Below are 26,176 nucleotides of genomic sequence, written 5' to 3'. Positions count from 1 at the left end.
GACGCCGGCGCCGGCCGCCTCACTGCGAGGCGCCGCCCGACCCGGGATCCGGGGCGGTACCGCCACCGGTGCCGTCCCCGGTGCCCTCGCCGGTCCCGTCACCGGTGTCCGGACCGGCGGTGGGCGCGGCGGTGGAGCCGTCGCCGGACTGCGGCGGCGCCGCCGGCTCCGTGCCGGTCGGCTCGGCGGCCGGGCCGGTCTGCGCGGGGGCCGGCCGCTGCGACGCGTCCGCCTGCCGGGGAGTGGCCGACCCGGCGGGCCCTTCGGAGGGCGCGACCGGCGACGGCCCGGGATCGGCCGGCCCCTCGTCCACGGTGCCGCCCCAGCTGGTGCCCGAGCCGCCGCGGCCCTGCACCGTGGCGTTCAGCGGCTTGCCGCTGAGCAGCTCGAACGTCAGGATTCCGCCCATGCTCAGCGCGAAGGTGAGCCCGGTGGCCACCGCCATCGTCACCCAGCGCGGCCGCCCGCCACGGCGCAGCGCCGGGCGCTCGCCGGCGCCGGCGCCCGTCCCGACCGCGTCGTCCACCCCGTGCGGCAGCTCGGCGGGCCCGCTGTCGCGGACCGTGGCGTGCGCGGCCGCGGCCAGGCCCCGCTCGCCGGGCGGCGTCACCGGCTCGGCGTCCAGCTCCAGCTCCTGGCGCTCGCTCTGCTCGGTGATGAGGCCCTGCGCCGCCCGGAACCGGTCGCGGGTGCGCTTGATGTAGTGGGTGTAGACGGTGCCGCCGACCGTGGTGCCCACGCTGGCGAGCGCGGCGCCGATGACCGTCCCGTGGACCCCGAGGAACGACGCGGCGACCGCGGCGCTCGCCGCCGCCAGCGCACTGCCGGCGATCTGCGGCGTGCTCAGGTCCAGCCGTTCCTTTCCCATCCGCCCACCCCTTCGTTCGCCTCCCGTGACGGTGCCGGGCGCCCCGCCCGGACGTCCCGCCCTTCCCTGCCGGGCGTTCGCCGCCCGGGCCGCGGCACGCGCGAATGCCCGGGCGCCACCGCCCGGTCCTCTATCCGGGAACGGCGGCGACGAACATCTTTTCCGATTCCCGCCGGTGAGCGCCGCGCGGGCGGGAAGCGGGCGGGAAGCGGTGCGGCGGCGGGCGCGCGGTGCCCCATTTTCCGCCGCCTCTTGGCCGAAGTACGAGGCACGGGACACCACGATTCGCGAGAATCCGAACCGGACCGCTCCCCCGTCTGGTGCATATCAACCAGCCGATAGATAGGGTGAAAGCCACATATATAGCCGCCCTCACCGTTCCCGTGCCTGCCAGGAAGGCGATGTTCGGACATGCCGGGTACGGTGCTGGCAGGTAACCCCCTCACGCGAGAGACTCAAGGGTCCGGGGGAAGATAGAGCACGACGACGAAGGGACCCGCATGCAGGAGCTCCGACTCGTCGCGGTGAGCGAGGACGGAACATACCTCGTGCTGGCCACGGCCGGCCGGGGGACGCGGTTCACGCTTCCCGTCGACGAACGGCTCCGGGCGGCGGTCCGCGGCAACTTCTCCCGTCTCGGCCAGTACGAGATCGAAGTGGAGAGTCCGTTGCGCCCCAAGGAGATCCAGGCCCGCATCCGTGCGGGAGAGACCGCGGAGGAGATCGCCGCCACCGCGGGCATCCCGGTGGAGCGGGTCCGCTGGTTCGAGGGACCCGTCCTGCAGGAGCGCGAGTACACCGCGCAGCAGGCGCAGCGGGTCGCCGTCCGCGTGCCCGGCGAGTCCACCCCCGGGCCGACACTCGGCGAGCTGGTGACCGAGCGGCTCAGCCGCCGCGGCGTCCCGGCCGACGAGATCGACTGGGACTCCTGCAAGCGTGACGACGGCCTGTGGCGCGTCAAGCTCGGCTTCGTGTGGAACGGTCACACGCGCAACGCCGAGTGGCTCTTCGACCCGCGCCGCCGGCACGTCACCCCCTACGACGAAGAGGCGCTGCGCCTGTCGGCGACCGACTACGTCGAGCCGGCCGACGAGGCCACCGTCACCCCGTTCGTGCCCCGGCTGGCGCCGCGACCGGCCCCGGTCCGGATGGACATCGGCGGGGCGGCCGCACCCCGGCCCGCCGCCGCCTCGCCCGGGCCGCGGCCATGGCCCGAGGCGCAGGCCGCAGCCGGCCCGGACGTGCACGACGCCCCCGCGCGGGAGGAGTCCGCGCCCGAGGTGTCCGCGCCGGAGGCCGCGCCCTCCACCGTCCCGGGGCGCGAGGGCCTCCGGGAGGCCGGCGGGCACGACCGGTCCGCGACCGGCCGGGACCACGACGCCGGACCGGACGCGCGCGAGCGGTCCGCGGCCGGCCCTCACCGCCACGCCGCGACCGATGACGCCGGCGACCGCCACGACCTCCCGGCGTCCGGCCACGCCGTGCGGCCGACGCCGCTGCGCGCCGCCCCGCCGCCCGGCGAGCCGGCCCACCGGCCCGCCGCCGAGCCCGCCTGGCCCGCCGACCACCCGGAGCCCGGCCGGCCCGCCGCCCATGCGTCGCACGAGCCCGCCCCTGCCGCCCACGTGGCGGACCCGCCGGCGCCGCCCGCGGCGCACGCACCGGACGGCCCCGCCCGGCCGGCCGCCTTCACCCCGCACGGCTCGGTGACGAACGGCCCCGCACCGGACGCTCCCGCCACGGACGGCCCCGCACCGGCCGGATACGAACCGGAGACCTCCGAACCGGGGGCTTTCGGACCGGACGGTTCCGTCCGGCCCGCTGTCGCGGCCGCACTGCGGGAGTCCGCACTGCGGGAGTCGGCGCCGTCGGAGTCCGCGCTGCCGGCCGCCGAGCCGGGCCGGCCGGCGTTCCCGCCCCCGGCCGCCGCGGGCCTGGAACGGCAGGAACGCCAGGAACCCCAGGAAACGGCCACCCGGCCGGACACCGCCGGCCACCCCGGCGTCCCGCCGATCGGCCGCACCCCGGCCGCCGCGGGCGACGTCGCCACCCCGGCCGCTCCCGGACGTCCGGCCGACCCCACCGCCACGGCCGGCGCCGAGCGTCCGGCCGAACCCGCCGACGCGCCGGCCACCGGGACCGCCCCGGCCACCGCGCCGGCGGGCGACGCCGGAGCCGGCCCCGCCGCCGCCCGTCCCGCCGATTCCATGCCCCCGGTCGCCGGCGAGCACGGCGTGCGCCCCGAAGGCTTCGCCACCACCGACGTCTCCGACATTCCAGACGACCGATCGGTCGCCAGGCCCGCCCCGGACGCCATGACCGCCGAGCCGGCGGGCGAGCCGATCGCCGAACCGGCCGGCCGGCCGGACTCCGGTGATCTCGCGGCGCCCGCCGCCGGTCCGGCGACCGCGCCGGCCGGCGGGCCGGAGGACGCCGGCTCTGCCACCCGGCCCGAACCGGCCGGCGCGGAGCGGGTCACCTCGCCCGGGCGACCGGAGGCGCCGCCACCGCACGCCAAGGACGTCCCGGCGGCGCCGGCCGCGGACCCGCGCCCGGCACCGGCCGCCGCCTCTTCCGGCACTCCCGCCGGCGCCGGGCACGGCGACGTCCCGGACCGGGCCGGCACCCCGGCGGGTGCCCCGCAGGCGCCTGCCGCCGCGCTCCGCGACGCCACGCCCGCGAGCGGGACCGCCGCCCGCGAGATCTCTCCGGACGTCCGCCAGGAGGAGTCTTCCGGCACCTCCGGTGACCGGGCCGGCGGGCCCGCGCGTCCGGCCGAACCGGCCGACGACCGGCCGGCCGCCGCCGCCGAACCGGCGCCGGATCCGGCGCCGGCGGTCCCGCCCGCCGCGCCCCGCGGTACGCCCGCCGCGCGTCCCGCGCGGGCCCGTCCGGCTCCCGCCGCCGCCCGGCCCGGCCCGGCCCGCAAGTCGGCCGCCGCCGCTCGCAAGCAGGAGGCGGAGGAGGCGGCGGTCGCGGTCCCGGCCGCCCGTACCAGCGGCGACGCGGGCGACCGACCGGCCGCCGACGCGGGGAAGGCCGAGCAGGCGGAGAAGGACGTCAAGCCCGCCGAGCCCGCGGCTCCGGCGGCGCCGGCGCCCAAGCCCGCCCGGCCGGCCCGCAAGGGCCGCGGCCGGCGCGCCTCGGTGCCCACCTGGGACGAGATCATGTTCGGCGCCCGCCGCCAGGACTGAGTTCCGCGGCAGGGAGCCGATCGAGCATGCCGGACCGCCCGGCCCGGGTGGCCGCCCGCGCCAGGCGGTCCCATCGCGTCCCCCCGCGGTCGGCGCCCTCCTGGCGAGAAGGCCGGCCGGCGCCACCAGGAATCGGCAGGACAGCGGACCGGCGACCCGGTGAGGAAAACGGCCGGCGCGGTCAGGAGTCGGCCGGGCCGGGCGGGGAGGCGAGGAACGGGGCCAGCCACTCGGGGGTGACCTCGGCGGCGAACCCCACCCCCTGCTCCTCCCCGGTGTCGACCGCCGGGTAGCCGCCGCTGCCCGCGCCCACCCCGGCGATCACGGTCAGCACCCGGGCCCGCCGCTGGAACCAGGTCTGCTTGATGGTCCAGCCCACCAGCGCCCGCCGCTCGACGACCGCCTGCGACCGGGGCAGCGACCCGGACCGCACCGACAGCCGCGTCCCGTCCCAGCCATGGCCGAGCGAGCGGTAGCGGTCCAGCCCGAGCGGCACGCCGGCCGCCGCCAGCGCCAGCCCGATCAGGGTGATCCAGTACCAGCCGGGCACGGCGGCGGCCACGGCCAGTACGGCGCCCGGCGCCACGGCGCGGAACAGCCGGCGGCGCCGGGCGGCGGGCGGGTGGGCCCGCAGCTCCGCGCCGAACGGCCCGAGCACCTCGGCCGCGGTCCGGGCGGCGAACGTCCGGGGCACCACGGGCAGCAGCTGGCCGCGGGTGCGGGAGTCGCCCAGCCCGGTGACGATCGCCCACAGCCGCCCCACGTCCGCCCGCCGCTCCAGCAGGCCTTCGGCGATCTCGTAGCCGCGGATCCGCGCGTGTTCCAGCGCGACGCTGCGCCGGGTGACCAGTCCGCGCTCGGCGACCAGCGACGTCTCGTGTCCGCGCAGGGTGAAGTCCCAGTTGAACAGGGCGTACATGATGCCGCCCACCACCGGCATGGCCAGCACCAGCAGCACGGCGAACCCGGCCAGCAGCAGCGGCCGGTGCCACAGCCAGTCGCCGGCGGAGATCGCGGCGCGCTCGCCGACGCCGAACTCCTGACCGACCTGGAAGACCAGCCCGACCGCGCCGCCGACCAGGGCGAACGGGGTGAGCAGGTACGCACCTGACAGCGGTCCGTACCGCAGCCACCGCCGGGGGACCCGCACGTGGACGCGGTCCTGGCCGGCGGCGCTCGCCGGCGCCGGCCGGCCGGCCGCCGCGCCCGAGTCCGGCGCGGCCGTCTCCGGCCCGCCACCGGCGACCGGCCCGCCACCGGCGACCGGTTCGCCACGCGCCGCCCGGCTGCGGCGCAGCAGGATCTGCCGCAGCCGCTCGGCCTCGGCCAGCGGGAGGCCGTCCAGCTCGCCTTCCTGGCCCTTGCCGCCGCTCGCCCCGGTGTCCACCCGGACGACGGCCAGGCCGAGCAGGCGGTGCAGCGGCGGCGTGGTCACGTCCACGCCGCGGACGCGGTCGAGCGGGATCGTGCGCACCGAACGGCTCACCAGCGACCGGGTGAGCTCCAGCCGGTCGCCGGTGACCCGGAAGGTGAAGGTGGCCCAGCGGATCGCCGCGAATCCCACCGAGATCAGGACGCCGAACGCCGCCCAGCCGAGCGAGACCGGCGAGAAGCCGCTGGCGAACAGCAGGCCGGCCAGCGGCAGGAACAGCGAGGGCAGGGTGCGAACCGGTCTGATCAGCAGGATCAGCGGGCTCAGCCGGCCGGCCGGGGCGCCGGCGCCGTACCCCGGAACGCGGGCCGGCTCCGGCAGGCCGCCGGGCACGGGCGGACCACCGGGGGCCGCGCCGGGCGGATACGGGCCGGACGGCTCAGGCGGCGGGCCGGGCGGTCGCCGGTGGTGTGCCGGTGGCGCCTCCTGCCCCTCCGGCGGCCGGCCGGCGGGGGCGGCGCCGTCCATCGGGCCGGGATCGCCGGGGTTCACGTCGCGTCGTCCCGCAGCTGGTGTGCCCGGTGTGCCAGGTCGTGCGCGAGGTGGTCGGCGACCCCGGCGTCCAGGCCCTGGATCGACGAAGAGCCCGCGTACGAGGCGGTCCTGATCTCCACGGTGGCCAGGCCGAGAACGCGCTCGAACCAGCCCTGCTCCTTGTCGACGGTCTGGATGCGGCTGACGGGCACGAAGACCCACTGCCTGCTGAACCAGCCCGAGCGCGCGTAGACGACGTCACCGGCCAGCTCCCACCGGTGCACCGCGTAGCGCCAGAGCGGCTCGACGACCAGGAACGGCAGCTCCACCGCCGCGACCACCACCGGAAGCCACCAGATGTTCGACACCGCCCACGACGGCAGCCACGACCAGCGCGCGTCGTCGATCCACGACGCCAGCAGGGCCGCGCCGCCGACCAGCAGGACGAACCCGGCCAGCGCTCGCAGCAGCCACAGCGCTATCGCGCGGGGCGACACCCGGTGGGCGGGGACGCGCAGGGGTACAGGCACCACATCAGCCTAGTTCTTCCGGGCGCTCCCGGTGCGGGGCGGCGACGCCCGGCACGGGGGGTTCGCGGAGCCGGGCGGCCGGCCCGGTGTCCGCGCGAGACCGGCCGGTGTCCAAAGTGATTACCAATCGGTAACCTGGCCGGTCCAGGCCGGTCGGCGGCCGTCCGGAGCCGACCCGTTCGGGTGATGAGGTCGGCGCACCCCCCAGACCCGCGTAGCATCAGCGAGCATGGGGCAGCGGAGGACGGCCGGGCGCGACGGGTGCGGTGGCCGGATGCGGTGCGCCCTCCGGGTGCCCGCGGCCGCCGTGGCGGCGGCCGCCACGCTGGCGGGCTGTGGCATCGTGGGTGGGGGTTCACCCACCGAACGGTCACTCGACCAGCTCAGCGTCACCAGTCCGAGCTTCCGTGACCAGACGCCCCTGCCGGCGGACTACAGCTGCGCCGGCAAGGTCGGCAACCCGCCGCTGCGCTGGTCGGGGGTGCCGCAGAAGGAGACCAGGTCGATCGCGCTGGTGGTCGACGCCAACGACGAGCAGGGAGCGGCGGAGGTGCACTGGGTGCTGTTCAACATCGACCCGCTCACCACCGAGCTCGCCCAGAACAGCGTCCCGCGCGGCGCGCAGCAGGGGGTGACCTCGACCGGCCGGCCGGGTTACTCCGCGCCGTGCCGGCGGGACGAGACCTATCGTTTCAGCGTGTACGCGCTCGACAAGAAGCTGGACCCGAAGCGGGGCGAGCGGCTGCGGCAGACGCTGGACGACATCGCGCAGCACACCATCGCCCGGGGGCGCCTGTCGGCGACGCACATCGAGTGACGGCGCCGGCACCTCAGGTAGTCATGAATACCGGATCTTCTCGTAGGGTGTGACAACGGTCATAGTGGTCGGACAGAATCAGATGCAATTCCGGAGCGCAGGTGGTCGACGGGGACCCGCGTCGACGGCCGCGCGGGTTCACCAGTGCCATTCCAGGGCCTTGGCCATGAAGGTGGTGCCATGACCGCGGTCATTATCGGCCTCGTCGCCGTCGTGCTGCTGGTGCTTGCGGTGGTGGTCATCGGCATGCGGTCGATGAGCCGGCGCGAGAGCAACCTGGCTCCGGAGCGGCTACGCAAGATGGCCGAGCAAGCCGATGCCCCGTCCGCCAAGCGTGGCCGTCCCGCCGAGGAGACGTTCTTCCGCAGCTTCCCCGAGGGATTCGACGCCTTCCAGGAGCCGGAGCGGGTGACCGCCCGGCTGCGGCCCGGCGGAAACCGTCCCGCCGCCCGGCCCGGCGCCAAGCCGGGTGGCCGTTCCGGCCCCCGCGCCAAGCAGGGGTCCTCCTCCCGCGGACGGCGCGGCGTCGACGAGTGGGGCGACGCCGACGACTACGACGACGACTACTGGACCCGGGTGCGCGCCGACGACGGCGCGTTCGGCGGCACCATCGCCGCGCGCATGGGAGTGAGCCGGCCCGACCTCGCCACCGGTGCCGGCCAGGAGCCGGACCGGCCCGCCGCCGACCCCGACGCCGCCACCGTGCAGGCGCCGCTGCCCGTCCGTCCCGGCGGCCTGGCCGACCTGGTGGAGCCGGTCCCCGGCACCACCTCCGCCGCCGCCGCGGCCGACGAGCGCACCGTGACGTTCTCCGCGCCGGTGCCCCGGCCGCCGGCCGCCGAGACGCCCGGCACGGTCCAGCCGCCCGCGCGCGGCCGCCGCCCGGCCCGTCCCGAGGTCGCCGAGCCCGACCGCACGGCCGGCGCCGGCCGGCCCAGGTCGCGGCGCCGCGCCGAGACCGCCGAACCCGGCCGGCCGGCCCCCGGCCGCGGGTCCGACACCCGCCGGGGCGAGGGCAGGCGCGCCGGGCGCGGCGCGGACACCGTTCCCGGAGCGGCGCGTCCGGAGGGTGCGCGCGCCGACGCCGGCCGCGGCGTCACCGGCCGCCCGTCCGGCCCGATCGCCGACCCGCTGAACACCGGCCCGGTCCCGGGCCCCGCCGGACGGGCCGGCGCCCCCCCGGCCCGCGGCTCCGGACGCCGCCCGGCCGGCACCGGGCCGGCCGAGGCCCCGCGCACGACAGGTCCGCTGGACTCCGGCCGGCCGCACGACGCGTCCCGGCCGGCGTCGCGGGCGACCGGCCCCGCGCGGGCCGCCGCGGCGGGCGGTCACCGGGACGTACCGGACGGCGGTCCGCCGACCGGCGATTTCCCCACCCGGCCCGGCTACCCCGCCTCCTACCAGGCCACCGGTTCCTACGACATCCTGGACGAACCGCCCGGCCCGGCCCAGAACACCGGTCCGTGGCCGACATCCGGCTACCAGCTGCCGACCTATGGCGAGCCCGTGGCGCGCCCCGACGACCCGTCCTACCCGGCACCGTCGGCCACCTCCTACGAGGTGACCCCCGGCTGGGCGACGATCGACGACGGCGACGCGGCCCCGGCCACCGGCCCCTCCCCCGCCGGCCAGGCCGGATACCCCGAGCGTGAGCCGGCTCCCGGTTCCTGGCCGGCGCCGCGCGAGCGGACGACCGGCGGCTGGCCCACCTACAGCGAGCTCTACGGCAACGGCGTCGGCTCCGACCAGGCGCCCACGCCGTCCCGCGGCGGGCACCACCGCTCGGCCGATCCGGACTATCCCGACTCCTACCGCTGATCTCTCCGGCTTCGCCCGTGGCGGGTAAAACGCGCCGCCGAACACCACGGACGGCGGGCCCCGCATCGTAAGGTCGCTCCATGACGACCGACACGGAACGTGACCGCGCCGGCACTAAGCGCATCATCTCGGTGCTCCGGCACGACCTGCCCGCATCCCTCGTGGTCTTCCTCGTCGCCGTGCCCCTGTCGCTCGGTATCGCCGTCACCTCGGGCGCGCCGCTGGTCGCCGGACTCGTCGCCGCGGTCGTGGGCGGAGTGATCGGCGGCGCGGCCGGCGGTTCGGCGGTGCAGGTGAGCGGACCGGCGGCCGGTCTGGCCCTGGTGGTTGCCGACCTGGTCCAGCGGTACGGCTGGCGGGCGACCTGCGCGATCACGCTGATGGCCGGGGCGCTGCAGATCGCGCTGGGCGTGCTCAAGGTGGCGCGCGCCGCGCTGGCGGTGTCGCCGGCCGTCATCCACGGCATGCTCGCCGGCGTCGGAGTGGTGATCGCGCTGGCCCAGCTGCACGTGGTGCTCGGCGGGCGGCCCCAGCGGTCGGCGGTGGAGAACCTGCTGGAACTGCCCCAGCAGATCATGAACAACCACAGCCACGCGGTGGCCGTCGGGGTGCTCACCATCGCGGTGCTGGTGCTGTGGCCGCGCCTGCCGCGGCTGAACAGCGTCCCCGGCCCGCTGGCCGCCCTGCTGATAGCGGCGCTGACCGCCGGCTCGCTCGGCTGGGACATCACGCACGCCGACCTCGCCGAGGGTTTCGGCCGGTGGGCCACGCCACTGCTGCCCGAGGGCGACTGGCACGGTGTCGCCGCGGCGGTGCTGCTGGTCGCGCTGCTGGCCGGGGTCGAGTCGCTGCTGTGCTCGGTGGCCGCCGACCGCATGCACGACGGTCCGCGCGCCGACCTGGACCGCGAGCTCGTCGGGCAGGGGGTCACCAACATGGTGTCCGGCGCCCTCGGCGGACTGCCGGTGGCCGGCGTGATCGTCCGCACCACCACCAACGTGCGGGCCGGGGCCCGCAGCCGGTGGTCGACCATGATGCACGGCGGCTGGGTGCTGCTGTTCATGGTGGGCTTCAGCTGGACGGTCACGCTCATCCCCATGGAGGCGCTGGCCGCCCTGCTGGTCTTCATCGGCGTCCGCATGGTCAACCTCGGCACGCTGCGCGGCCTGCACGGGCATGGCGAGCTGCCGGTGTACGTCCTGACCATGGGGTCGGTGGTGGTGATCGGGCTGGCCGAGGGGGTGCTGGTCGGCCTCGGCCTGGCCGCGCTGTCGGCGCTGCGCCGGCTGACCCGGGTGTCGGTGCACGCCGGCGCGGAGCCGGACGGCCGCTGGCATGTCGTGGTCGCCGGGTCGATGACGTTCGTCGGGGTGCCCCGGCTGATGGAGACCCTGCGCCGGGTCCCGCCGGGCGCGGCGGTCGACCTGGAGCTCAACCTCGACTTCATCGACAACGCCGCGTTCGAGGCGCTGTACCACTGGCGGCTGGAGCATGAGCGCACCGGCGGCACCGTCGTCATCGACGAGGTGCACGACGAGTGGTACGCCTCGGCCGCCCGGGGCACCCGGCTGTCGGCGGTGCGCAGCCTGCCGCGGCCGCCGGAGCGCTGGTGGCTGCCGAGGGCCTACCGGCGCGGCGGCCGGCGCACCGGCGGCGCCCTGCCGGCGGCCGGCGACGCGCCGGTCACCGACCGGTCCCGGCGCAACGCGGTGCCGGACCTGCTCGCCGGGACCGCCGACTTCCACCGCAGCACCGCCCCGCTGGTGCGGCCGTTCCTGACCCGGATGGCCACCGCGCAGGACCCGTCGCACCTGTTCATCACCTGCGCCGACTCGCGCCTGGTGCCCAACCTGATCACCGCGAGCGGGCCCGGCGACCTGTTCACCGTCCGCAACATCGGCAACCTGGTGCCCCGGCACGGGACCGCACCGCCGGACGACTCGGTGCTCGCCGCGATCGAGTACGCCACCACCGTGCTCGCCGTCCGCAGCATCACGGTGTGCGGGCACTCCGGCTGCGGGGCGATGGCCGCGCTGCTGAGCGCCGGTGAGCGCACCGAGGGCATGCCGGGCCTGCGGCGCTGGCTGCGGCACGGGGACCGCACGCTGGCCCGCTACCTGCTGGCCGACGAGGTGCCCGGCGAGCCGGGCGACGACGGCGCGCTGAACCGGCTGTGCCGGGCCAATGTCGCCCAGCAGCTGGACAATCTGCGCACCCACCCGGCGGTCGCCGCGCTGGAGGATGCCGGCCGGCTGGAGCTGGTGGGGCTGTACTTCGACATCGGCGCGGCGCAGGTGCACGTGCTGGAGCCGGACGGCTTCACCCCGGTGGCCGCCGGCCGGTGACGGCGCGCGGCCGGTCCCGCCGGCCGGCCGGGCCGCGTTCCGGCTGCCCCGCCGGCCGGTGCGCCATGACCGGTGGGGCGGCTGGGAGCGATGGGACTAGTGCAGCAGAATGACGGGACGCATAGTCATTGCCATGCTTCGAGGGGTTTTGCGAGGTAAGTACCCAGCTATCGATCTCTGAGTGTTAACGTCGGCGGCGTGGCAATGCCTCGGGGGACCGACGGTCCTGATGACGACGATTTCACCGGGATCCCTCGGGTCCCTGACCTGGCCGCGGTGCGGACCCTGCGCCCGCAGGACTATGACGAGATGCTCCACGTAGGTCACTTCTTCCGCAAGGGCCAGCCGGTGTTGATGGACCTGTCCGGCATGTCGGACGCCGACGCCGAGCCGCTGGTCGACTTCGCCGCCGGGCTGGTCTTCGGCCGGCGCGGTGGGATGGACCGCGTCGGGCACAAGGTGTTCCTGCTGGTCCCCGCGGACGTCGCCCTCAGCGCCTGACCGGGGGCGGCGGACGGTGGCACCGTCCACCGTCCCGGTCTGCGCTTACCCGGTCTGCGCTTACCCGGTCTGCGCGGCACGGTCGGCGTGGCGGGCGCGGCGCGGCAGGGTCAGAGCGGCAGGGTCAGAGCGGTGGGGTCAGGTCGGTGAAGGCCGTGCAGTTGCCGGGCCACACCACGTTCGGCGCCAGCGTGCAGTGGGTCTGCGCCACCTGGCCGGTCACGCTGCGCACGGTGACGGCGAGCCGGGCGGTGCCGTTCAGCGGGGTGGGCGACAGGCTGATCCCCACCGCCCCGCCCGGGTAGCCGGGCAGCAGGGAAAGATCGTGCCAGTGCGGATTGGGCGCGACCGACGTCGGGTCGCGGACCAGCGCGCCGCCGTCGCCCTGCGCCACGCCCACGTACTTGGCCTCCGGCGTGGTCGTCGTCGCGGCGAAGGCCGTGTCGACCGCACCACTCGGCCCGGCCGGGCCGGCCGGGCCCGCCGGGCACCGGTGACCGGACCGGCCGTCGTCGTCGCCGGCGGGCCGTTGCCTGGCCGGCGGTTCGCCCGCCGGGTGCGGCGGGCGAACCGCGCACCCCGCCGCGCCGGCGGCCGCCGGCGTCGCGGGCCCGGTGACCAGGCCGGCCGCCATGGCCAGCACCGGTCCCAGGGCCAGTGCCGCGGTCCGGCGCGTACCCGTGCTGCGGGTCGGTACCCGCTCGTTGAATGCCATCAGCGAATCCATTCGATCGGCCGCCTCCGGGGCCGTGCGGTCCCCGGGGCGGGGGGTTCGGGAAGGCCCCGGCCCGCCCGGCGGGACACCTCCGCCGGGCGGGCCCGCGGCCGGCCGCGATCACCGTACGTGGCGCGGCGGTGGTGCGGCTCGCGGCCGCGGTCGGCAGGGCCGCGGTCAGAGGGGCGGCGTCAGATCGACGAAGGCGGTGCAATTGCCCGGCCAGGCCGGGGTGATCCCGCCGCCGGGCACCGGGATGACCGTGCAGGTGCTCTGCCGGACGAATCCGGTGGAACTGCGCACGGTCACGTGCAGCAACCCGGTGAGGCTGACCGCGAGGCTGACGTCCGTCACGTTGCCGGGGTATCCGGTGAGCGTGGAGAGGTTGTTCCAGCGTGGCGTGGTCCGCGGGTCCCGGATCAGCGTGGTGCCGTCCCCCTGCACGTTGCCGACGAACTTGTCGGTGAGGACGAACGCGGTGTCGATCCCTCCGGTGCGTCCGGGCGGGCCGGGCGGGCCGGGCGGGCCGGGCGGGCAGTTCTTGCAGCACTTCTTCGGCACGGTGACGGCGTCGTCATCACCGCCACCGCCGCCCGCGACGGTCCGGCCTCCGGTCCGGGCCGCGGTGACGCCGGCGGCCGGTGCGGCCGCCTTCGCCGCCGCCCGCACCGGCGCGGCCTGCGCACCGGTGTCCGCGTGCGCGGCGAGCGGCGAGGACAGCGCGACGAAGCCGCCGGCGACCACGGTCGCGACGGACAATGTCCAGGCCGGCCTACGGGCAGGCGACCTTTTCTCCCGAGGAATCACTCGGCACTCCCATATCGCTTGAATTTCAATGAACCGGACTTTCGCCGCGCCGCGTGGGAGCACGGCGAACAGGGAATACCCGCTGATCGCTGCCGTGACGCGACACCGCGGTAGCGATAGGGAAAACAGACGACACACCTTCGGAAAGAAACACAGCACCTGCCTGACCCAGATTTCCGACAGTCGGCCGATTCCGCCTTTCCAGCATGTTTCCCAGCGAATCGCTTATGCACCGGGAATTCATCTCTATCGCCGTCGTCGAGCCGGCCGTCGCGGCACCCCCAGGCCGATAGGGGCCGGCCGGGCCGGTGCGGACCGGCAGCCGGGGCCGGCGGCGACGGTCCGGGCTCCGCGCGGCCGGGCCACGGCCGGCGCTCAGCGGGACGGGCAAGGGCGCTACCCCGTGCCGGTTCCCGCCGGAAAGCGGCCGGCCGCCCGGCACGTAGCGGTGCCGTCAAAGATCGACCGCCACCCGTATGTAATTCGTCAAGAGCTCTATAAACCACGAAATTCCACGATGTGCTGGTACTGACACCACCCGCTCCGCGGGCGGCATACCTATCACGTGACTGAGGAGTGCGGATGGCTGACGTCATCTTCGCCGGTCTGACGATCGCGATCTTCGTGATCCTCGGATTCGTCGTCGAGGCGGTGGACCGGCTGTGAACGCCGTCAATGCCACGGGCCTGGTCGTGCTGGCCGGCCTGCTGGTCTTCATGGTCGTGGCCCTGCTCTTCCCGGAGCGGTTCTGATGTCCCCGGCCGCGGCCGGAGCGCTGTTCATCGCGTCCCTGCTACTCGCACTGGCCCTGTGCCACCGGCCGCTCGGCGGCTACATGTACCGCGTCTACGCCGGCACCCGGCACTCCCGCCTGGAACTCGGCATATACCGGCTGATCGGCGTCAAGCCCGACGGCGAGCAGCGCTGGAGCGGCTACGCCCGGAGCGTGCTGGCCTTCTCGATCCTGTCGATCCTCCTGCTGTACGGCCTGCAGCGGCTGCAGAGCCACCTGTTCCTGAGCCTGGGCATGGGGCCGGTCGAGCCGGCCCTCGCCTGGAACACCGCCGTCAGCTTCGTCACCAACACCAACTGGCAGGCGTACGCCGGCGAGTCGGCCATGGGCCACCTGGTGCAGACGGCCGGCCTGGCGGTGCAGAACTTCCTGTCCGCGGCCGCCGGCCTGGCCGTGGCCGTCGCGCTGGTGCGCGGCTTCGCCCGCGAGCGGAGCGAAACGCTGGGCAACTTCTGGGTGGATCTGGTGCGCGGCACCATCCGGATCCTGCTGCCGATCGCCTTCGTGGCGGCGTTGCTGCTGGTGGCCGGCGGCGTGATCCAGACGTTCGACGGCCACTTCACCTGGACCACGCTGACCGGCGGGCAGCAGACCTTCACCCCGGCGGCCGCGGCCGGCCAGGAGGCCATCAAGGAGCTCGGGACCAACGGGGGCGGCGTCTTCAACGTCAACTCCGCCCACCCGTTCGAGAATCCGACGTCATGGACTAACTGGATCGAGATCTTCCTGCTGCTGCTGATCCCGGCGAGCCTGCCGCGCACGTTCGGCCGGATGGTGGGCGACACCCGGCAGGGGTACGCCATCCTGAGCGTGATGGCGATCCTCGCGGTACTCGCGATCGGGGTGACCCAGTGGGCCGAGCTAGGTGCCGGCGGCACCGTGCCGCAGGCCGTCGGGCAGGCGATGGAGGGCCGCGAGACGCGCTTCGGCGTGTCGAACTCCGGTATGTTCGCCAGCGCGACCACGCTGACCTCCACCGGGGCGGTGGACTCCGCCCACGACTCCTACACCGCGCTCGGCGGCGGCATGCTGATCTTCAACATGCTGCTCGGCGAGGTGGCTCCCGGCGGCGTGGGCGCGGGGCTGTACGGCATGCTGATCCTCGCCGTGATCACGGTGTTCGTGGCGGGCCTGATGGTGGGACGCACCCCCGAGTACCTGGGCAAACGGATCGGTACGCGCGAGATCAAGCTAGCCTCGCTGTACTTCCTGGTCACCCCGGCGCTCGTGCTGGCCGGCACGGCGACGGCGATGGCCACCGGAACGGGCCGCTCGGCGATGCTGAACACCGGCCCGCACGGCCTGTCGGAGATCCTCTACGCCTACACCAGCGCGGCCGCCAACAACGGCTCGGCCTTCGCGGGACTGGGCGCGAACACGGCCTTCTACAACACCTCGCTCGGGTTGTGCATGGCCTTCGGCCGGTTCCTACCGATCGTGCTCGTGCTGGCCCTGGCCGGATCGCTGGCCCGCCAGGCCCCGGTGCCGGTCTCGGCGGGCACGCTGCCCACCCACCGGCCACAGTTCGTCGGCCTGGTCGTCGGCGTGACCCTCGTCCTGGGCGCCCTCACCTTCCTGCCGGCACTGGCGCTCGGACCGCTCGCGGAAGGACTTCGCTGATGCCTACCTCCGTACCGAAGGCGCCGGGTCGTTCCTCCGGCGGCAGGGCGAACATCCCGGCCGGCGGCGGCCTCGTCGACCCGGGGCAGCTGCTCCGCGCGCTGCCCGACGCGCTGCGAAAGCTCAACCCCGCCAAAATGTGGCGCAACCCGGTCATGTTCATCGTCGAGGTGGGTGCGGCGTTCACCACCGTCCTGGCGGTCCTCGACCCGTCGTGGTTCGCCTGGGCCATCGTGCTGTGGCTCTGGCTGACCGTGGTCTTCGCGAACCTGGCCGAGGCCGTGGCCGAGGGCCGGGGCAAGGCCCAGGCCGCCACGCTGCGGGCCGCCCGGCGGGACACCACGGCCCGCAGACTCCGCGACAGCGCCGATCGCACCCGGTGGGACGTCGTCGGCGCGGCCGAACTCCGGCAGGGCGACCACGTCATCGTCGAGGCCGGCGAGGTCGTCCCGGCGGACGGGGACGTGATCGACGGGATAGCCAGCGTGGACGAGTCGGCCATCACCGGCGAGTCGGCGCCGGTGATCCGCGAGTCCGGTGGTGACCGATCCGCCGTCACCGGCGGCACCCGGGTCCTGTCCGACCGGATCATCGTCGAGGTCACCCAGCGGCCCGGCGACAGCTTCGTGGACCGGATGATCGCGTTGGTCGAGGGCGCCGACCGGCAGAAGACGCCGAACGAGATCGCGCTGAACATCCTGCTGGCCGCCCTGACGATCATCTTCCTGATCGCTACGGCCACTATGCAGCCGTTGGCGATCTACGCCAAGTCGGCCAACCCGGGGGTGCCGGACTCCCTGGCGCTCACCGCCGACGGCGTGACCGGGGTCGTGCTGATCTCGCTCATCGTCTGCCTCATCCCGACCACCATCGGCGCGCTGCTGTCGGCCATCGGTATCGCCGGCATGGACCGGCTCGTCCAGCGCAACGTCCTGGCGATGAGCGGGCGGGCGGTGGAGGCGGCGGGCGACGTCTCCACCCTGCTGCTGGACAAGACCGGCACCATCACGCTGGGCAACCGGCAGGCGGGCGCGTTCGTCCCGGTGGCCGGGGTCACCGAGGAGGAGCTCGCCGGGGCGGCACAGCTGTCGAGCCTGGCCGACGAGACCCCCGAGGGCCGCTCGATCGTGATCTACGCCAAGGAACGGTACGGCCTGCGTGAACGCGCCCCTGGTGAGCTGGCCCACGCCGAGTGGGTGCCGTTCACCGCGCAAACCCGCATGTCCGGAGTGAACGTGGACGGGCGGGAGGTACGCAAGGGCGCGGCCACCGCCGTCATGAAGTGGGTGCGCGACGGCGGCGGCCACCCCACCGATGAGGTGGGCCACCTGGTCGACGGCATCTCCGCGAGCGGCGGCACCCCGCTGGTGGTGGCCGAGCGGGGCCGGGTCCTCGGAGTGATCCATCTCAAGGACGTGGTCAAGGAGGGCATGCGGGAGCGGTTCGACGAGATGCGCCGGATGGGCATCCGCACCGTCATGATCACCGGCGACAACCCGCTGACCGCCCGGGCCATCGCCGAGGAGGCCGGGGTGGACGACTACCTGGCCGAGGCCACCCCGGAGGACAAGCTGGCGCTGATCAGGCAGGAGCAGGCGGGCGGCCGGCTGGTCGCGATGACCGGGGACGGCACCAACGACGCCCCCGCGCTCGCCCAGTCCGACGTCGGGGTCGCGATGAACACCGGGACCAGCGCCGCCAAGGAGGCGGGAAACATGGTCGATCTCGAATCCAACCCCACCAAGCTCATCGAGATCGTGGAGATCGGCAAGCAGCTGCTCATCACCCGCGGCGCGCTCACCACCTTCTCGATCGCCAACGACGTCGCAAAGTATTTCGCGATCATCCCGGCGATGTTCGCCGCGGTGTACCCGGGGCTGGACAGGCTCAACATCATGCGGCTGGCCAGCCCGCAGTCGGCGATCCTGTCGGCGGTCGTGTTCAACGCGATCATCATCGTGGCGCTGATCCCGCTCGCCCTGCGCGGGGTGCGGTACCGGCCGTCGAGCGCCGCCCGGCTGCTCGGCCGCAACCTCTACCTCTACGGCCTGGGCGGCATGATCGTGCCGTTCATCGGCATCAAGCTCATCGACCTGCTCATTCAGTTCCTACCGGGGATGTCATAAATGGACCGCGTACCCGGCCGGCTCCGCCCGCACCTCGCCGCGCTGCGCGCGCTGCTGCTGCTCACGGTGGTCACCGGCGTCGTCTACCCGCTCGCCGTCACCGGCGTGGCCCGGCTGCTGTTCGGCCACACCGCCGGCGGCTCGCCGATCGAACGGGACGGCAAGGTCGTGGGCAGCGCGATCGTCGGCCAGTCCTTCACCGACGCCGCCGGCGAGCCGGTCAGGAAGTACTTCCAGTCCCGCCCGTCGGCCGCCGGCGACGGCTACGACCCCACCGCCACCGCGGCGAGCAACCTCGGCCCGGAGGACATCGTGGACGTGCTGCCCGTGCCGGGTGCCCGGAACGGCCGGGGCGAGCCGGACGAGGGCCGGCGGTCCCTGCTCACCCAGGTGTGTTCCCGGTCCATGGCGATCGGCGCGCTGGAGGGCGTGTCCGGCGCCCGGCCGTACTGCACCCCCGACGGCGTCGGCGCGGTGCTGAAGGTGTTCCCCGCCGCCGGACCCCCCGCCCGCGCGGTCAGCGTCAACCAGGCGTGCCCCGCGCGGCCGTTCATCGCCGCCTACCAGGGCGTGCGGGTCGAGTGCGGCCGGCCGGGCGAGGACTACGCGGCCGGGCGCACCGTGGCGGTCCGCGGCGACGTCACCGGCGTCCAGGTGCCCGCCGACGCGGTGACCGCCAGTGGCTCCGGCCTCGACCCGCACATCTCCCCCGCCTACGCCCGCCTCCAGGCCGGCCGGGTCGCCGCCGAACGCCGCCTGCCCCTGACCAGGGTCACCGCGCTCATCGACGCCCACACGATCCCCCGTAGCCTGGGGTTCATGGGGGAACCCGCGGTGAACGTGCTGGAACTCAACCTCGCGCTCGACCGGGAGCGGTGAGGGCGTGCCACGCGGCCGGCTGCGCGTCTACCTCGGGGCCGCGCCCGGGGTGGGCAAGACGTACGCGATGCTCGGCGAGGGACGGCGGGCCGTGCAGCGCGGCCGGGACGTGGTCGTCGGCCTGGTGGAAACGCACGGCCGCGCCCGTACCGCCGAGCTGCTGGCCGGGCTGGAGGTCGTCCCCCGGGCCACGATCACCTACCGGGGCGCCGCCTTCACCGAGCTGGACACCGGGGCCGTCATCGCCCGCGCGCCGAAGATCGCGCTGATCGACGAGCTGGCGCACACCAACGTGCCCGGTTCCAAGAACCCCAAGCGCTGGCAGGACATCGAAGAGATCCTGGACGCCGGCATCGACGTGATCACCACGGTCAACGTCCAGCACCTGGAGTCGGTCAACGACGTCGTCGAGCAGATCACCGGGGTCCCGCAGCGGGAGACCGTGCCGGACGAGGTCGTCCGGCGGGCCGACCAGGTTGAGCTGGTCGACATGTCGCCCGAGGCGCTGCGCCGCCGTATGGCGCACGGCAACGTCTATCCCCCCGAACGGATCGACGCGGCCCTGTCGAACTACTTCCGCGAGGGCAACCTCACCGCGCTGCGCGAGCTCGTGCTGCTGTGGGTGGCCGGCCGGGTGGACGAGCAGCTGGCCCGCTACCGCGCCGACCACGGGATCGCCGAGACGTGGGAGGCGCGCGAGCGGGTCGTGGTCGCGCTCACCGGCGGCCCCGAGGGCGACACGCTCATCCGCCGGGCGGCGCGGATCGCCGACCGTACCAAGGGCGCCGACCTGCTGGCCGTCCACGTCACCAGGTCCGACGGGCTCACCGGCGCCGACCCGGCCGGCCTGGCCCGGCAGCGCGCCCTGGTGGAGGACCTTGGCGGCACCTACCACCAGGTCGTCGGGGACGACGTCCCGCGGGCACTGCTCGACTTCGCCCGCGCCGCCAACGCCACCCAGCTCGTCCTCGGCGCCTCCCGGCGCGGCCGGCTCGCCCAGATCTTCGCGCCGGGTGTCGGCGTGGAGGCCACCGCGATGTCCGGCACCATCGACGTCCACATGGTCACCCACGAGGAGGCCCGCCGCGGGCGCCGCCGGACGCCGCGAGCCCAGGCCGCGCTGACCCGCAGCCGGCGGCTGGCGGGCTGGGCCGCCGCGGTGGCCGGAGTGCCCGCGCTCGCCGCCGCGCTGGTCCCGTTCCGCGACGTGCTGTCGCTGCCGAGCGAGATCCTGCTGATCCTGCTGATGGTGGTCGGCGTCGCGCTGGTCGGCGGGATGTGGCCGGCGGTCACCGCGGCGGTCGGCGGGTCGCTGCTGCTGAACTACTTCTTCGCCCCGCCGCTGCACACCCTGACGATCGCCGACCCGGAGAACCTGCTGGCCCTGGCCGTGTTCCTGCTCGTCGCGATGGCGGTGAGCGCGATCGTCCACCTCGCGGCGGTGCGCGCCCGGGAGGCGGCCCGGGCCGGCGCGGAGGCCGAGCTGCTGTCCACCCTGGCCGGCCACGTGCTGCGCGGCGAGGCCGCGGTGCCGTCGCTGCTGGCCCGGGTCCGCGAGTCGTTCGCCCTGACATCGCTCACCCTGCTGGAACGGCGCCCGGAGGCCGTACACCTGCCGGACGTCCCGTCCGCCCCCCGGGCCTGGCGCATCGTGGCCACCTCGGGCGACGCTCCCTGCACCTGCCCCTCGGCGGCCGACACCGAGGTCGGCATCGGCGACGACCTGGTACTGGCCGCGCGGGGCCGGCTGCTGGCGGCGGCCGACCGCCGCGTGCTCACCGCGGTCGCCACCGAGATCGCCGTCGCGCTGCGGCAGGAGCGGCTGCGCCGGGAGGCCGAGCGGGCCGGGCCGCTGGCCGAGGCCGACCGGATGCGGACGGCGCTGCTCGCCGCGGTCAGCCACGACCTGCGCACCCCGCTGGCCTCGGCCAAGGCCGCGGTGGACAGCCTGCGCAGCACCGAGGTCGACTGGTCGGCGTCCGACCGGGCGGAACTGCTCGCGACCGCGGGCGAGTCCCTGGACCGGCTCGACCGGCTCATCGCCAACCTGCTCGACATGAGCCGCCTGCAGGCCGGTGCCCTGGGACTGGCCCTGCAGCCGGTCGCCCTGGAGGAACTGCTGCCCCGGGCGCTGGACGACCTCGGCCCGGCGGCCGGCCGGGTCGACGGGGACGTGCCGGCCGACCTCCCCGAGATCGTCACCGATCCGGCGCTGCTCGAACGCGTCCTGGTCAACCTGATGACCAACGCCGTGCGCCACAGCCCGCCGGAGGCACGGGTCCGGGTCACCGCGAGCCGGCACGGCGAGCGGGTGGAGCTGCGCGTCGTCGACCGCGGCCCGGGGATCCCGCCGCGCGACCACGAGCGGGTGTTCCTGCCGTTCCAGCGCCTCGGCGACCGTGACAACCACCACGGGGTCGGCCTCGGCCTGGCGCTCTCCCGCGGCCTGGCCGAGGCCATGGGCGCCACTCTCCAGCCCGAGGAGACCCCCGGCGGCGGCCTGACCATGATCCTGTCCCTGCCGGTCCGCCCGCCCGGCGAGCCTCCCGCGGAGCCGTGATGCGCATCCTCATCGTCGACGACGAGCCGCAGATCCTGCGCGCGCTGCGGATCAACCTCGCCGCCCGCCACCACGAGGTGGTCACCGCCGCCGACGGGGCCGCGGCGCTGCGCGAGGCGGCCGATCGCCATCCCGACCTGGTGCTGCTCGATCTCGGCCTGCCCGACATCGACGGCGTCGACGTGGTGCACGGGCTGCGCGGCTGGACCACCGTGCCGATCATCGTGCTGTCCGGCCGGACCGGCGGCCAGGACAAGGTGGACGCGCTGGACGCCGGCGCCGACGACTACGTCACCAAGCCGTTCGCCATGGACGAGCTGCTGGCCCGGATCCGCGCGGTGAGCCGCCGGGCCGGCGCCGGCGGCGACGAGCCCGCCCGGGTCACCGTCGGCGACCATGTGGTGGACCTTTCGGCCCGCACCGTCTCCGGCGGCGTACGGCTGACCCCCACCGAGTGGCACCTGCTGGAGCTGCTGGTCCGCAACCCCGGCCGGCTGATCAGCCAGCGCCGGATGCTCACCGAGGTGTGGGGGCCGGCGTACGTGAAGGAGACCCACTACCTGCGCCAGTACCTGGCCCAGCTGCGCCGCAAGCTGGAACGCGACCCGGCGCGCCCGGCCCATCTCATCACCGAACCCGGCATGGGCTACCGCTTCCAGCCCTGACCGCGGTGGTGAGCCAGTCGCACCGGCCGGTTGAAGGGTGCGGTGCGGCCGCTCACGGCCCCGGCCGCTACCCGGCGGGTGAGCCGAGGCTGCCGGCCAGGTCCCGCCGGAAGTCGTCGTCGATCTTCCCGCCGTTCCGGACGGCCTGCAGGACGCCCTTGCGGAACGCCTTGCTGAACCTCGGATAGTCCAGCACGACCGGCCGGTACCGCGCGCTGCTCACCGCTTCCCGCAGCTTGTAGCGGTACGGGCGGTCAGCGTAGGTGTAGGCGTTGCTCCGGGTCGGCGCGAAGCCGCCGATCTGGAAAAGGATCAGCTGGCTGGACGGGCTGGTGAGGAACTCGATGAGCGCCTGGGCGGCCCGCGGCTTGTCGGTCGAGTTCGCGATCGCCAGGTTCTGCCCGCCCAGTACGCTGGCGTGCGGGAGCGTCTCGACCTCGAACGGCCGGGCGCCGTCACCGCGCAGCGCGTCATAGGCCACCGGCCAGTTCCGCATGTAGGGCGTCCTGCCGCTCTTGAACTCGCTGATGCCGCGGCTCTCCGCATCCAGCACGTCTTTGTCCACGCGCTTGCCCTGGTAGGCGGCTACCAGGTCCCGCAGGCCGGCCCACCCTGCCTCGCCGAAATCCACCGCGCCGTCCGGCGAGACCACCGCGGCGCCGTCGGCGTTGACGATCTCCCCGTTCCGCGCCCAGATCGCCTCCAGCCCGGCGATCGTCAGGCTCTCCGAGTCGACCAGATGCGCGGCGTTGACCGACGAACGGTAGTACGCCGGCCAATCCCGCGGATGCGGTGACGCGCCGGGCCGGTAGTACAGCAGGCCGGCGTCGGCGTTGAGCGGCAGGCACCACAGTCCGGGCCCTCCGCCGTACATGTCGTGGCAGGTCCGAAGGACATTGCGCAGGAAATCGCCATCCTGGTTCGCGTTCTGCCGCAGCGAGTCGTCCAGCGGCCGGATGTACCGCTTGTGAATGAATTCCGGCATGTAGACGATGTCGACCAGATAGATGTCGGCCTTGTTGGTGCCGCCGGGCTTCGCGTCCTCGGCCATCCGGGTGTGCTGGGTGTCGGGTTCCCCGTTGGCCGGGATGAACTCCACCGGATTCTCCGGGTGCTGCTCGTTCCATTGCTCGACCAGGATGCGCCGCGCGCCGGATCGGCCGCTCTCGTCCTGGGCGCTCATGATGTAGATGGTCCCCGGCTCCAGACCTTGATCACCCGGCAGCGTCCACGCCACACCGCCCAGCACCGCCAGCGCGACCAGCGCGGCGAGCAGCCTCCTGGGATTCTTCAGGTTCCGCCGGATCGATTCCAGCTGATCGAGCACTTTCCGATCGTCCGGCGTCCTGGCCCCGCGCCAGGTGAGTTTCACCAGGTAGGGGATGAAGGTCAGCATGACGGCGGCGACGGCGAGCAGCGTCGCCCCCAGGCAGACCTGCAGCCAGCCGAGCGCGTCCGGCGGCACGCCGCCGATGTTCACCATCACCGAGCCGACCGCGGTGGCCGCTATGACCGGAAAGATGAGCAATACGACCATCGCGATACGATGACCTAACTTCCACGGTCCAGCCGGCTCGCCCATTCCACGGTCCCCTCGTTCGTCACCTCGCCCCCTGTACCAACCTTACGCGTTTCACGGCCATTAATTACGGAACAAAATTAATGATACGAACCGCCGACAATAAATAGTCTTGTCGGGCGAAAAAGCTCCGTGTCGCATTGAGTACCGTCACGGATCGCCCAGATCGATCACCGCGATCACCGGTGACGGGAGAACGCCACCCGCAGGGCCTGGCCGAGGCGCCGGACGACGGTGAGCCGAACGGCGAAAGGGGCCGGGTGCGAGGCCCGGCCCCTCCGCAGGGCCATGGTCGGGCGGGCGTCTGGCCCGCCGGACGGTCGGTCAGGAGGTGGTGCCGGTGACCGAGCCGCCCGACCTGGTGACGTAGTAGGTGACGGTCGCGCCGCTCCAGAAGTGGAAGGTGAGCGTCACCCGGGAGCCGTCGTTGACCTCGGCGAAGAACTCCGGCTTCAACTTGATGGCGCTGCCCGGGTAGTCCGGCGCGAAGGCGACGTCGAACTCCTTGAACGAGGTCCAGTTGTGCGGGCCGGCATTGCTGCCGTCGGCGTACTTCGCCTCCATGGTGGCGAGCTGGTCACCGCGGAACCGGGTGGGGACGGCGAACGACGCGGTCGTCCCGGTGGCGTTCGACAGCACCGGCCGGTCGTAGCTGATGATGTCGATCCGCCACGGGACACCCTGCGAGAACACCGCCTGCAGCGTCGCGTTCACCCCGTACGCCCGCGACCCGGCCAGCCGGGTGAGCGCGGCCGCGGTCAGGGTGAGCTGGTCGCCCGAGACGGTGTAGTCGGTGCCGTTGACCAGGTTCGTGCCGCCCTGGCGGAGCGCCTGGAAGGAGGTGCCGTTCAGGTTCAGCGTGAGCGTCTCGGCGCTGATCGCGCTGGCCTTGGCCAGGTAGACCTGGTCGGAGGAGGCCGTGCCCGAGCGGGTGGTCCAGCTGGACCTGATCTGCGCCCACAGCTCCGGGTCGTGCCACTGGTAGGTGGTGCGGTCGAAGTGCTGGCCGTTGTCCCACAGCATGGTGGTGATCCGCTTGGCGCGCGCGTAGTAGCCGAGGAACTCGAAGAACTTGAGCTTCTCGCCCTGCTCGATCGTCCCGGTGTGCCGGTCGAACCCGAGCAGGCCGTACTCGCCCAGGATGACCGGGATGCCGCGGGCGACGAAGGCGTTGTACACCCGGTCGAACGCGGCGACCAGATCCTGCTGGACGGTGGCGTCGAACCGGGTGCCGCCGGCGACGTTCACGCTGAACGGCCAGTAGCCGTAGTAGTGCACGGTCGCCGCGATGTTCGGGTCGTTGAGCTTGCTCAGGGTGGCGGTCAGCTCGTCCACCCGGGGCTGGTCGGCCGAGGTGTGCAGCGTCGGCAGCACCAGCAGGCGGGTGGCGTTGCCGCCGCCGGACTGCCGGACGATCCGCTGGAAGGAGGTGTTGAGCTCGTCCAGCAGCTGCGCGTTCTGCGCGTCACCCGAGCTCCCGGTGAACTGCGGCTCGTTGACGCTCTCCAGGACGAGCTTGGCCGGGGCGTTCCGGAACGCCGCGGCGAGCTGCGTCCACAGCGCGTTGTACCGGTTCAGCACGTTGGTGCGGTCGGTGGGCATGGTGTTGATCCACTGCCAGGAGTCGTGATGAATGTTGATCATCACGTAGAACCCGTCCGCCAGCGCCCAGTCGACCACCTCGCGGACGCGGCTCAGCCATGCCGGGTCGATGGTGTAGCTCGGGCCGGCCCCGTGGTGCTGCCCCCAGGTGACCGGGATGCGGATGCTCTTGAAGCCCTGGGCCTTGAGGTTGTCGAGGAACGCCTGGGTGACCCGCGGGTTACCCCAGGACGTCTCGTCGCTGCCGGTGGCGTCGAAGGTGTTGCCGAGGTTCCAGCCGGGCTGCATCGCGGCGACCTGCGCCATCGCGTTCCCCGGCGCCGGCGTGGGCGTCACGCTCGGCGTGGGAGTGGGCGTCGGAGTCGGGGTGCGCGTCGGCGTGGGGGTCGGGGTGGGCGTCGGCGTGCCGGTGCCGCCATCGCAGGTCACCCCGTTGAGCGCGAACGACGCCGGGGCCGGGTTGGTCCCGGTCCACGAACCGTTGAAGCCGAACGACACCTTGCCGTTCGTCGCGATCGTGGCGTTGTAGCCGAGATTGGCGGCGGTGACCTGGCCGCCGGACGAGGTGACGGTGGCGTTCCACCCGCTGGTCACCTGCTGGCCGGCGGGGAACGCCCACACCAGCTTCCAGCCGTTGACCGGGTCACCGAGGTTGGTCACCTCGACGTTGGCGTTGAAGCCGCCCTGCCACTGGCTGCCCACCGTGTACGCCACCCGGCACCCCGCCGCCGCCTGCGCCCCCGTCGCGGGCAGCAGGCCGACAGCGGCCAGCACCGTGGCCACGAACCCGGTGATCAGCGCCTTCCACCACCGGTGCCGTGGTGTGGGAAGTATGTCCGCCATGCGTTCCT

At 74.2% G+C, this 26,176-nt stretch carries 18 protein-coding genes; 11 read left to right on the top strand and 7 right to left on the bottom strand.

The annotated features are described in order from the left end of the window. Positions 1 to 19: 19 nt before the first annotated feature. Positions 20 to 868, bottom strand: a complete 849-nt coding sequence (locus tag Sru01_RS06890) for a hypothetical protein (protein ID WP_203983018.1) — start codon at positions 866 to 868, stop codon at positions 20 to 22. 500 nt (positions 869 to 1,368) lie between these two features. Between Sru01_RS06890 and sepH the strand changes: the two genes are divergently transcribed. Further along, positions 1,369 to 4,062: a septation protein SepH gene (gene sepH, locus Sru01_RS36140; protein WP_275412141.1), complete on the top strand. Its 2,694-nt coding sequence runs from the start codon at positions 1,369 to 1,371 to the stop codon at positions 4,060 to 4,062. A 181-nt stretch (positions 4,063 to 4,243) separates the two neighbouring features. Here sepH and Sru01_RS06880 read toward each other — a convergent pair whose 3' ends face one another. Then, positions 4,244 to 5,827 carry a PH domain-containing protein gene (locus Sru01_RS06880; protein WP_239137035.1) on the bottom strand — a complete coding sequence of 528 codons (1,584 nt, stop codon included), beginning with the start codon at positions 5,825 to 5,827 and terminating at the stop codon, positions 4,244 to 4,246. Between the two features lie 155 nt (positions 5,828 to 5,982). Then, a complete protein-coding gene (locus tag Sru01_RS06875; RefSeq protein ID WP_239137033.1) occupies positions 5,983 to 6,498 on the bottom strand; it encodes a PH domain-containing protein in 516 nt (171 codons plus the stop codon). Positions 6,499 to 6,727: 229 nt separating this feature from the next. On the opposite strand from Sru01_RS06875, the gene Sru01_RS06870 reads away from it, so the two are divergent. The 4 genes from Sru01_RS06870 (at position 6,728) to Sru01_RS06855 (ending at position 11,979) form a co-directional block, all read left to right on the top strand. Beyond that, positions 6,728 to 7,315 carry a YbhB/YbcL family Raf kinase inhibitor-like protein gene (locus Sru01_RS06870; RefSeq protein ID WP_203983017.1) on the top strand — a complete coding sequence of 196 codons (588 nt, stop codon included), beginning with the start codon at positions 6,728 to 6,730 and terminating at the stop codon, positions 7,313 to 7,315. Between the two features lie 180 nt (positions 7,316 to 7,495). Beyond that, a complete protein-coding gene (locus Sru01_RS06865) occupies positions 7,496 to 9,133 on the top strand; it encodes a hypothetical protein (RefSeq protein ID WP_203983016.1) in 1,638 nt (545 codons plus the stop codon). An 80-nt stretch (positions 9,134 to 9,213) separates the two neighbouring features. Next, complete coding sequence (locus Sru01_RS06860) at positions 9,214 to 11,478, top strand: SulP family inorganic anion transporter (RefSeq protein ID WP_203983015.1); 2,265 nt, start codon at positions 9,214 to 9,216, stop codon at positions 11,476 to 11,478. A 204-nt stretch (positions 11,479 to 11,682) separates the two neighbouring features. Beyond that, a complete protein-coding gene (locus tag Sru01_RS06855) occupies positions 11,683 to 11,979 on the top strand; it encodes a cell division protein SepF (protein ID WP_239137050.1) in 297 nt (98 codons plus the stop codon). 124 nt (positions 11,980 to 12,103) lie between these two features. On the opposite strand, the gene Sru01_RS06850 is transcribed toward Sru01_RS06855, so the two are convergent. Continuing rightward, entirely contained in the window at positions 12,104 to 12,694 is a 591-nt protein-coding gene (locus Sru01_RS06850) for a hypothetical protein (protein WP_203983013.1), read from the bottom strand. 177 nt (positions 12,695 to 12,871) lie between these two features. Then, entirely contained in the window at positions 12,872 to 13,453 is a 582-nt protein-coding gene (locus tag Sru01_RS06845) for a hypothetical protein (protein ID WP_203983012.1), read from the bottom strand. Positions 13,454 to 14,163: 710 nt separating this feature from the next. Here Sru01_RS06845 and kdpF point away from each other — a divergent pair. Genes kdpF through Sru01_RS06815 form a run of 6 tightly spaced genes read left to right on the top strand, consistent with a single transcriptional unit; the run spans position 14,164 to position 22,144 of the window. Continuing rightward, on the top strand, positions 14,164 to 14,253 hold the full coding sequence (gene kdpF / locus Sru01_RS06840; RefSeq protein WP_203983011.1) for a K(+)-transporting ATPase subunit F: 90 nt from the start codon (positions 14,164 to 14,166) through the stop codon (positions 14,251 to 14,253). Further along, a complete protein-coding gene (kdpA, locus tag Sru01_RS06835; protein WP_203983010.1) occupies positions 14,253 to 15,914 on the top strand; it encodes a potassium-transporting ATPase subunit KdpA in 1,662 nt (553 codons plus the stop codon). The genes kdpF and kdpA overlap by 1 nt, the downstream gene beginning before the upstream one ends. Next, positions 15,914 to 18,040 carry a potassium-transporting ATPase subunit KdpB gene (kdpB, locus tag Sru01_RS06830; RefSeq protein ID WP_203983009.1) on the top strand — a complete coding sequence of 709 codons (2,127 nt, stop codon included), beginning with the start codon at positions 15,914 to 15,916 and terminating at the stop codon, positions 18,038 to 18,040. The genes kdpA and kdpB overlap by 1 nt, the downstream gene beginning before the upstream one ends. Continuing rightward, the gene (locus Sru01_RS06825; protein WP_203983008.1) at positions 18,041 to 18,919 is read left to right on the top strand and encodes a potassium-transporting ATPase subunit C; all 879 of its coding nucleotides are present in this window, start codon (positions 18,041 to 18,043) and stop codon (positions 18,917 to 18,919) included. A gap of 4 nt (positions 18,920 to 18,923) precedes the next feature. Next, on the top strand, positions 18,924 to 21,479 hold the full coding sequence (locus Sru01_RS06820) for a DUF4118 domain-containing protein (protein ID WP_203983007.1): 2,556 nt from the start codon (positions 18,924 to 18,926) through the stop codon (positions 21,477 to 21,479). Beyond that, positions 21,479 to 22,144, top strand: a complete 666-nt coding sequence (locus Sru01_RS06815) for a response regulator (RefSeq protein ID WP_275412140.1) — start codon at positions 21,479 to 21,481, stop codon at positions 22,142 to 22,144. The genes Sru01_RS06820 and Sru01_RS06815 overlap by 1 nt, the downstream gene beginning before the upstream one ends. A gap of 67 nt (positions 22,145 to 22,211) precedes the next feature. Here Sru01_RS06815 and Sru01_RS06810 read toward each other — a convergent pair whose 3' ends face one another. Together Sru01_RS06810 and Sru01_RS06805 are read right to left on the bottom strand one after the other, a co-directional pair. Then, positions 22,212 to 23,681, bottom strand: coding sequence for an extracellular solute-binding protein (locus tag Sru01_RS06810; protein WP_203983005.1), 1,470 nt, complete (start codon positions 23,679 to 23,681; stop codon positions 22,212 to 22,214). 366 nt (positions 23,682 to 24,047) lie between these two features. Next, positions 24,048 to 26,168 (bottom strand): cellulase family glycosylhydrolase, encoded by a 2,121-nt coding sequence (locus Sru01_RS06805; protein WP_203983004.1) that lies wholly within the window; start codon positions 26,166 to 26,168, stop codon positions 24,048 to 24,050. Positions 26,169 to 26,176: the final 8 nt, after the last annotated feature.

It is taken from the genome of Sphaerisporangium rufum (genome assembly GCF_016863395.1).
GTDB lineage: Bacteria > Actinomycetota > Actinomycetes > Streptosporangiales > Streptosporangiaceae > Sphaerisporangium > Sphaerisporangium rufum.
Note: the sequence above shows the minus strand (reverse complement) of the source record. Positions and strands in the feature narration are given on the sequence as shown.

Excerpts from the sequence above, each read along its gene's own strand:
- Sru01_RS06860 (WP_203983015.1), top strand. The coding sequence starts at position 9,214 with ATGACGACCGACACGGAACGTGACCGCGCCGGCACTAAGCGCATCATC.
- Sru01_RS06870 (WP_203983017.1), top strand. The coding sequence starts at position 6,728 with ATGGGGCAGCGGAGGACGGCCGGGCGCGACGGGTGCGGTGGCCGGATG.
- Sru01_RS06855 (WP_239137050.1), top strand. The coding sequence starts at position 11,683 with ATGCCTCGGGGGACCGACGGTCCTGATGACGACGATTTCACCGGGATC.
- Sru01_RS06865 (WP_203983016.1), top strand. The coding sequence starts at position 7,496 with ATGACCGCGGTCATTATCGGCCTCGTCGCCGTCGTGCTGCTGGTGCTT.
- Sru01_RS06815 (WP_275412140.1), top strand. The coding sequence starts at position 21,479 with ATGCGCATCCTCATCGTCGACGACGAGCCGCAGATCCTGCGCGCGCTG.
- Sru01_RS06805 (WP_203983004.1), bottom strand. The coding sequence starts at position 26,168 with ATGGCGGACATACTTCCCACACCACGGCACCGGTGGTGGAAGGCGCTG.
- kdpB (WP_203983009.1), top strand. The coding sequence starts at position 15,914 with ATGCCTACCTCCGTACCGAAGGCGCCGGGTCGTTCCTCCGGCGGCAGG.
- Sru01_RS06890 (WP_203983018.1), bottom strand. The coding sequence starts at position 868 with ATGGGAAAGGAACGGCTGGACCTGAGCACGCCGCAGATCGCCGGCAGT.
- Sru01_RS06825 (WP_203983008.1), top strand. The coding sequence starts at position 18,041 with ATGGACCGCGTACCCGGCCGGCTCCGCCCGCACCTCGCCGCGCTGCGC.
- kdpA (WP_203983010.1), top strand. The coding sequence starts at position 14,253 with ATGTCCCCGGCCGCGGCCGGAGCGCTGTTCATCGCGTCCCTGCTACTC.
- Sru01_RS06850 (WP_203983013.1), bottom strand. The coding sequence starts at position 12,694 with ATGGCATTCAACGAGCGGGTACCGACCCGCAGCACGGGTACGCGCCGG.
- Sru01_RS06810 (WP_203983005.1), bottom strand. The coding sequence starts at position 23,681 with ATGGTCGTATTGCTCATCTTTCCGGTCATAGCGGCCACCGCGGTCGGC.
- sepH (WP_275412141.1), top strand. The coding sequence starts at position 1,369 with ATGCAGGAGCTCCGACTCGTCGCGGTGAGCGAGGACGGAACATACCTC.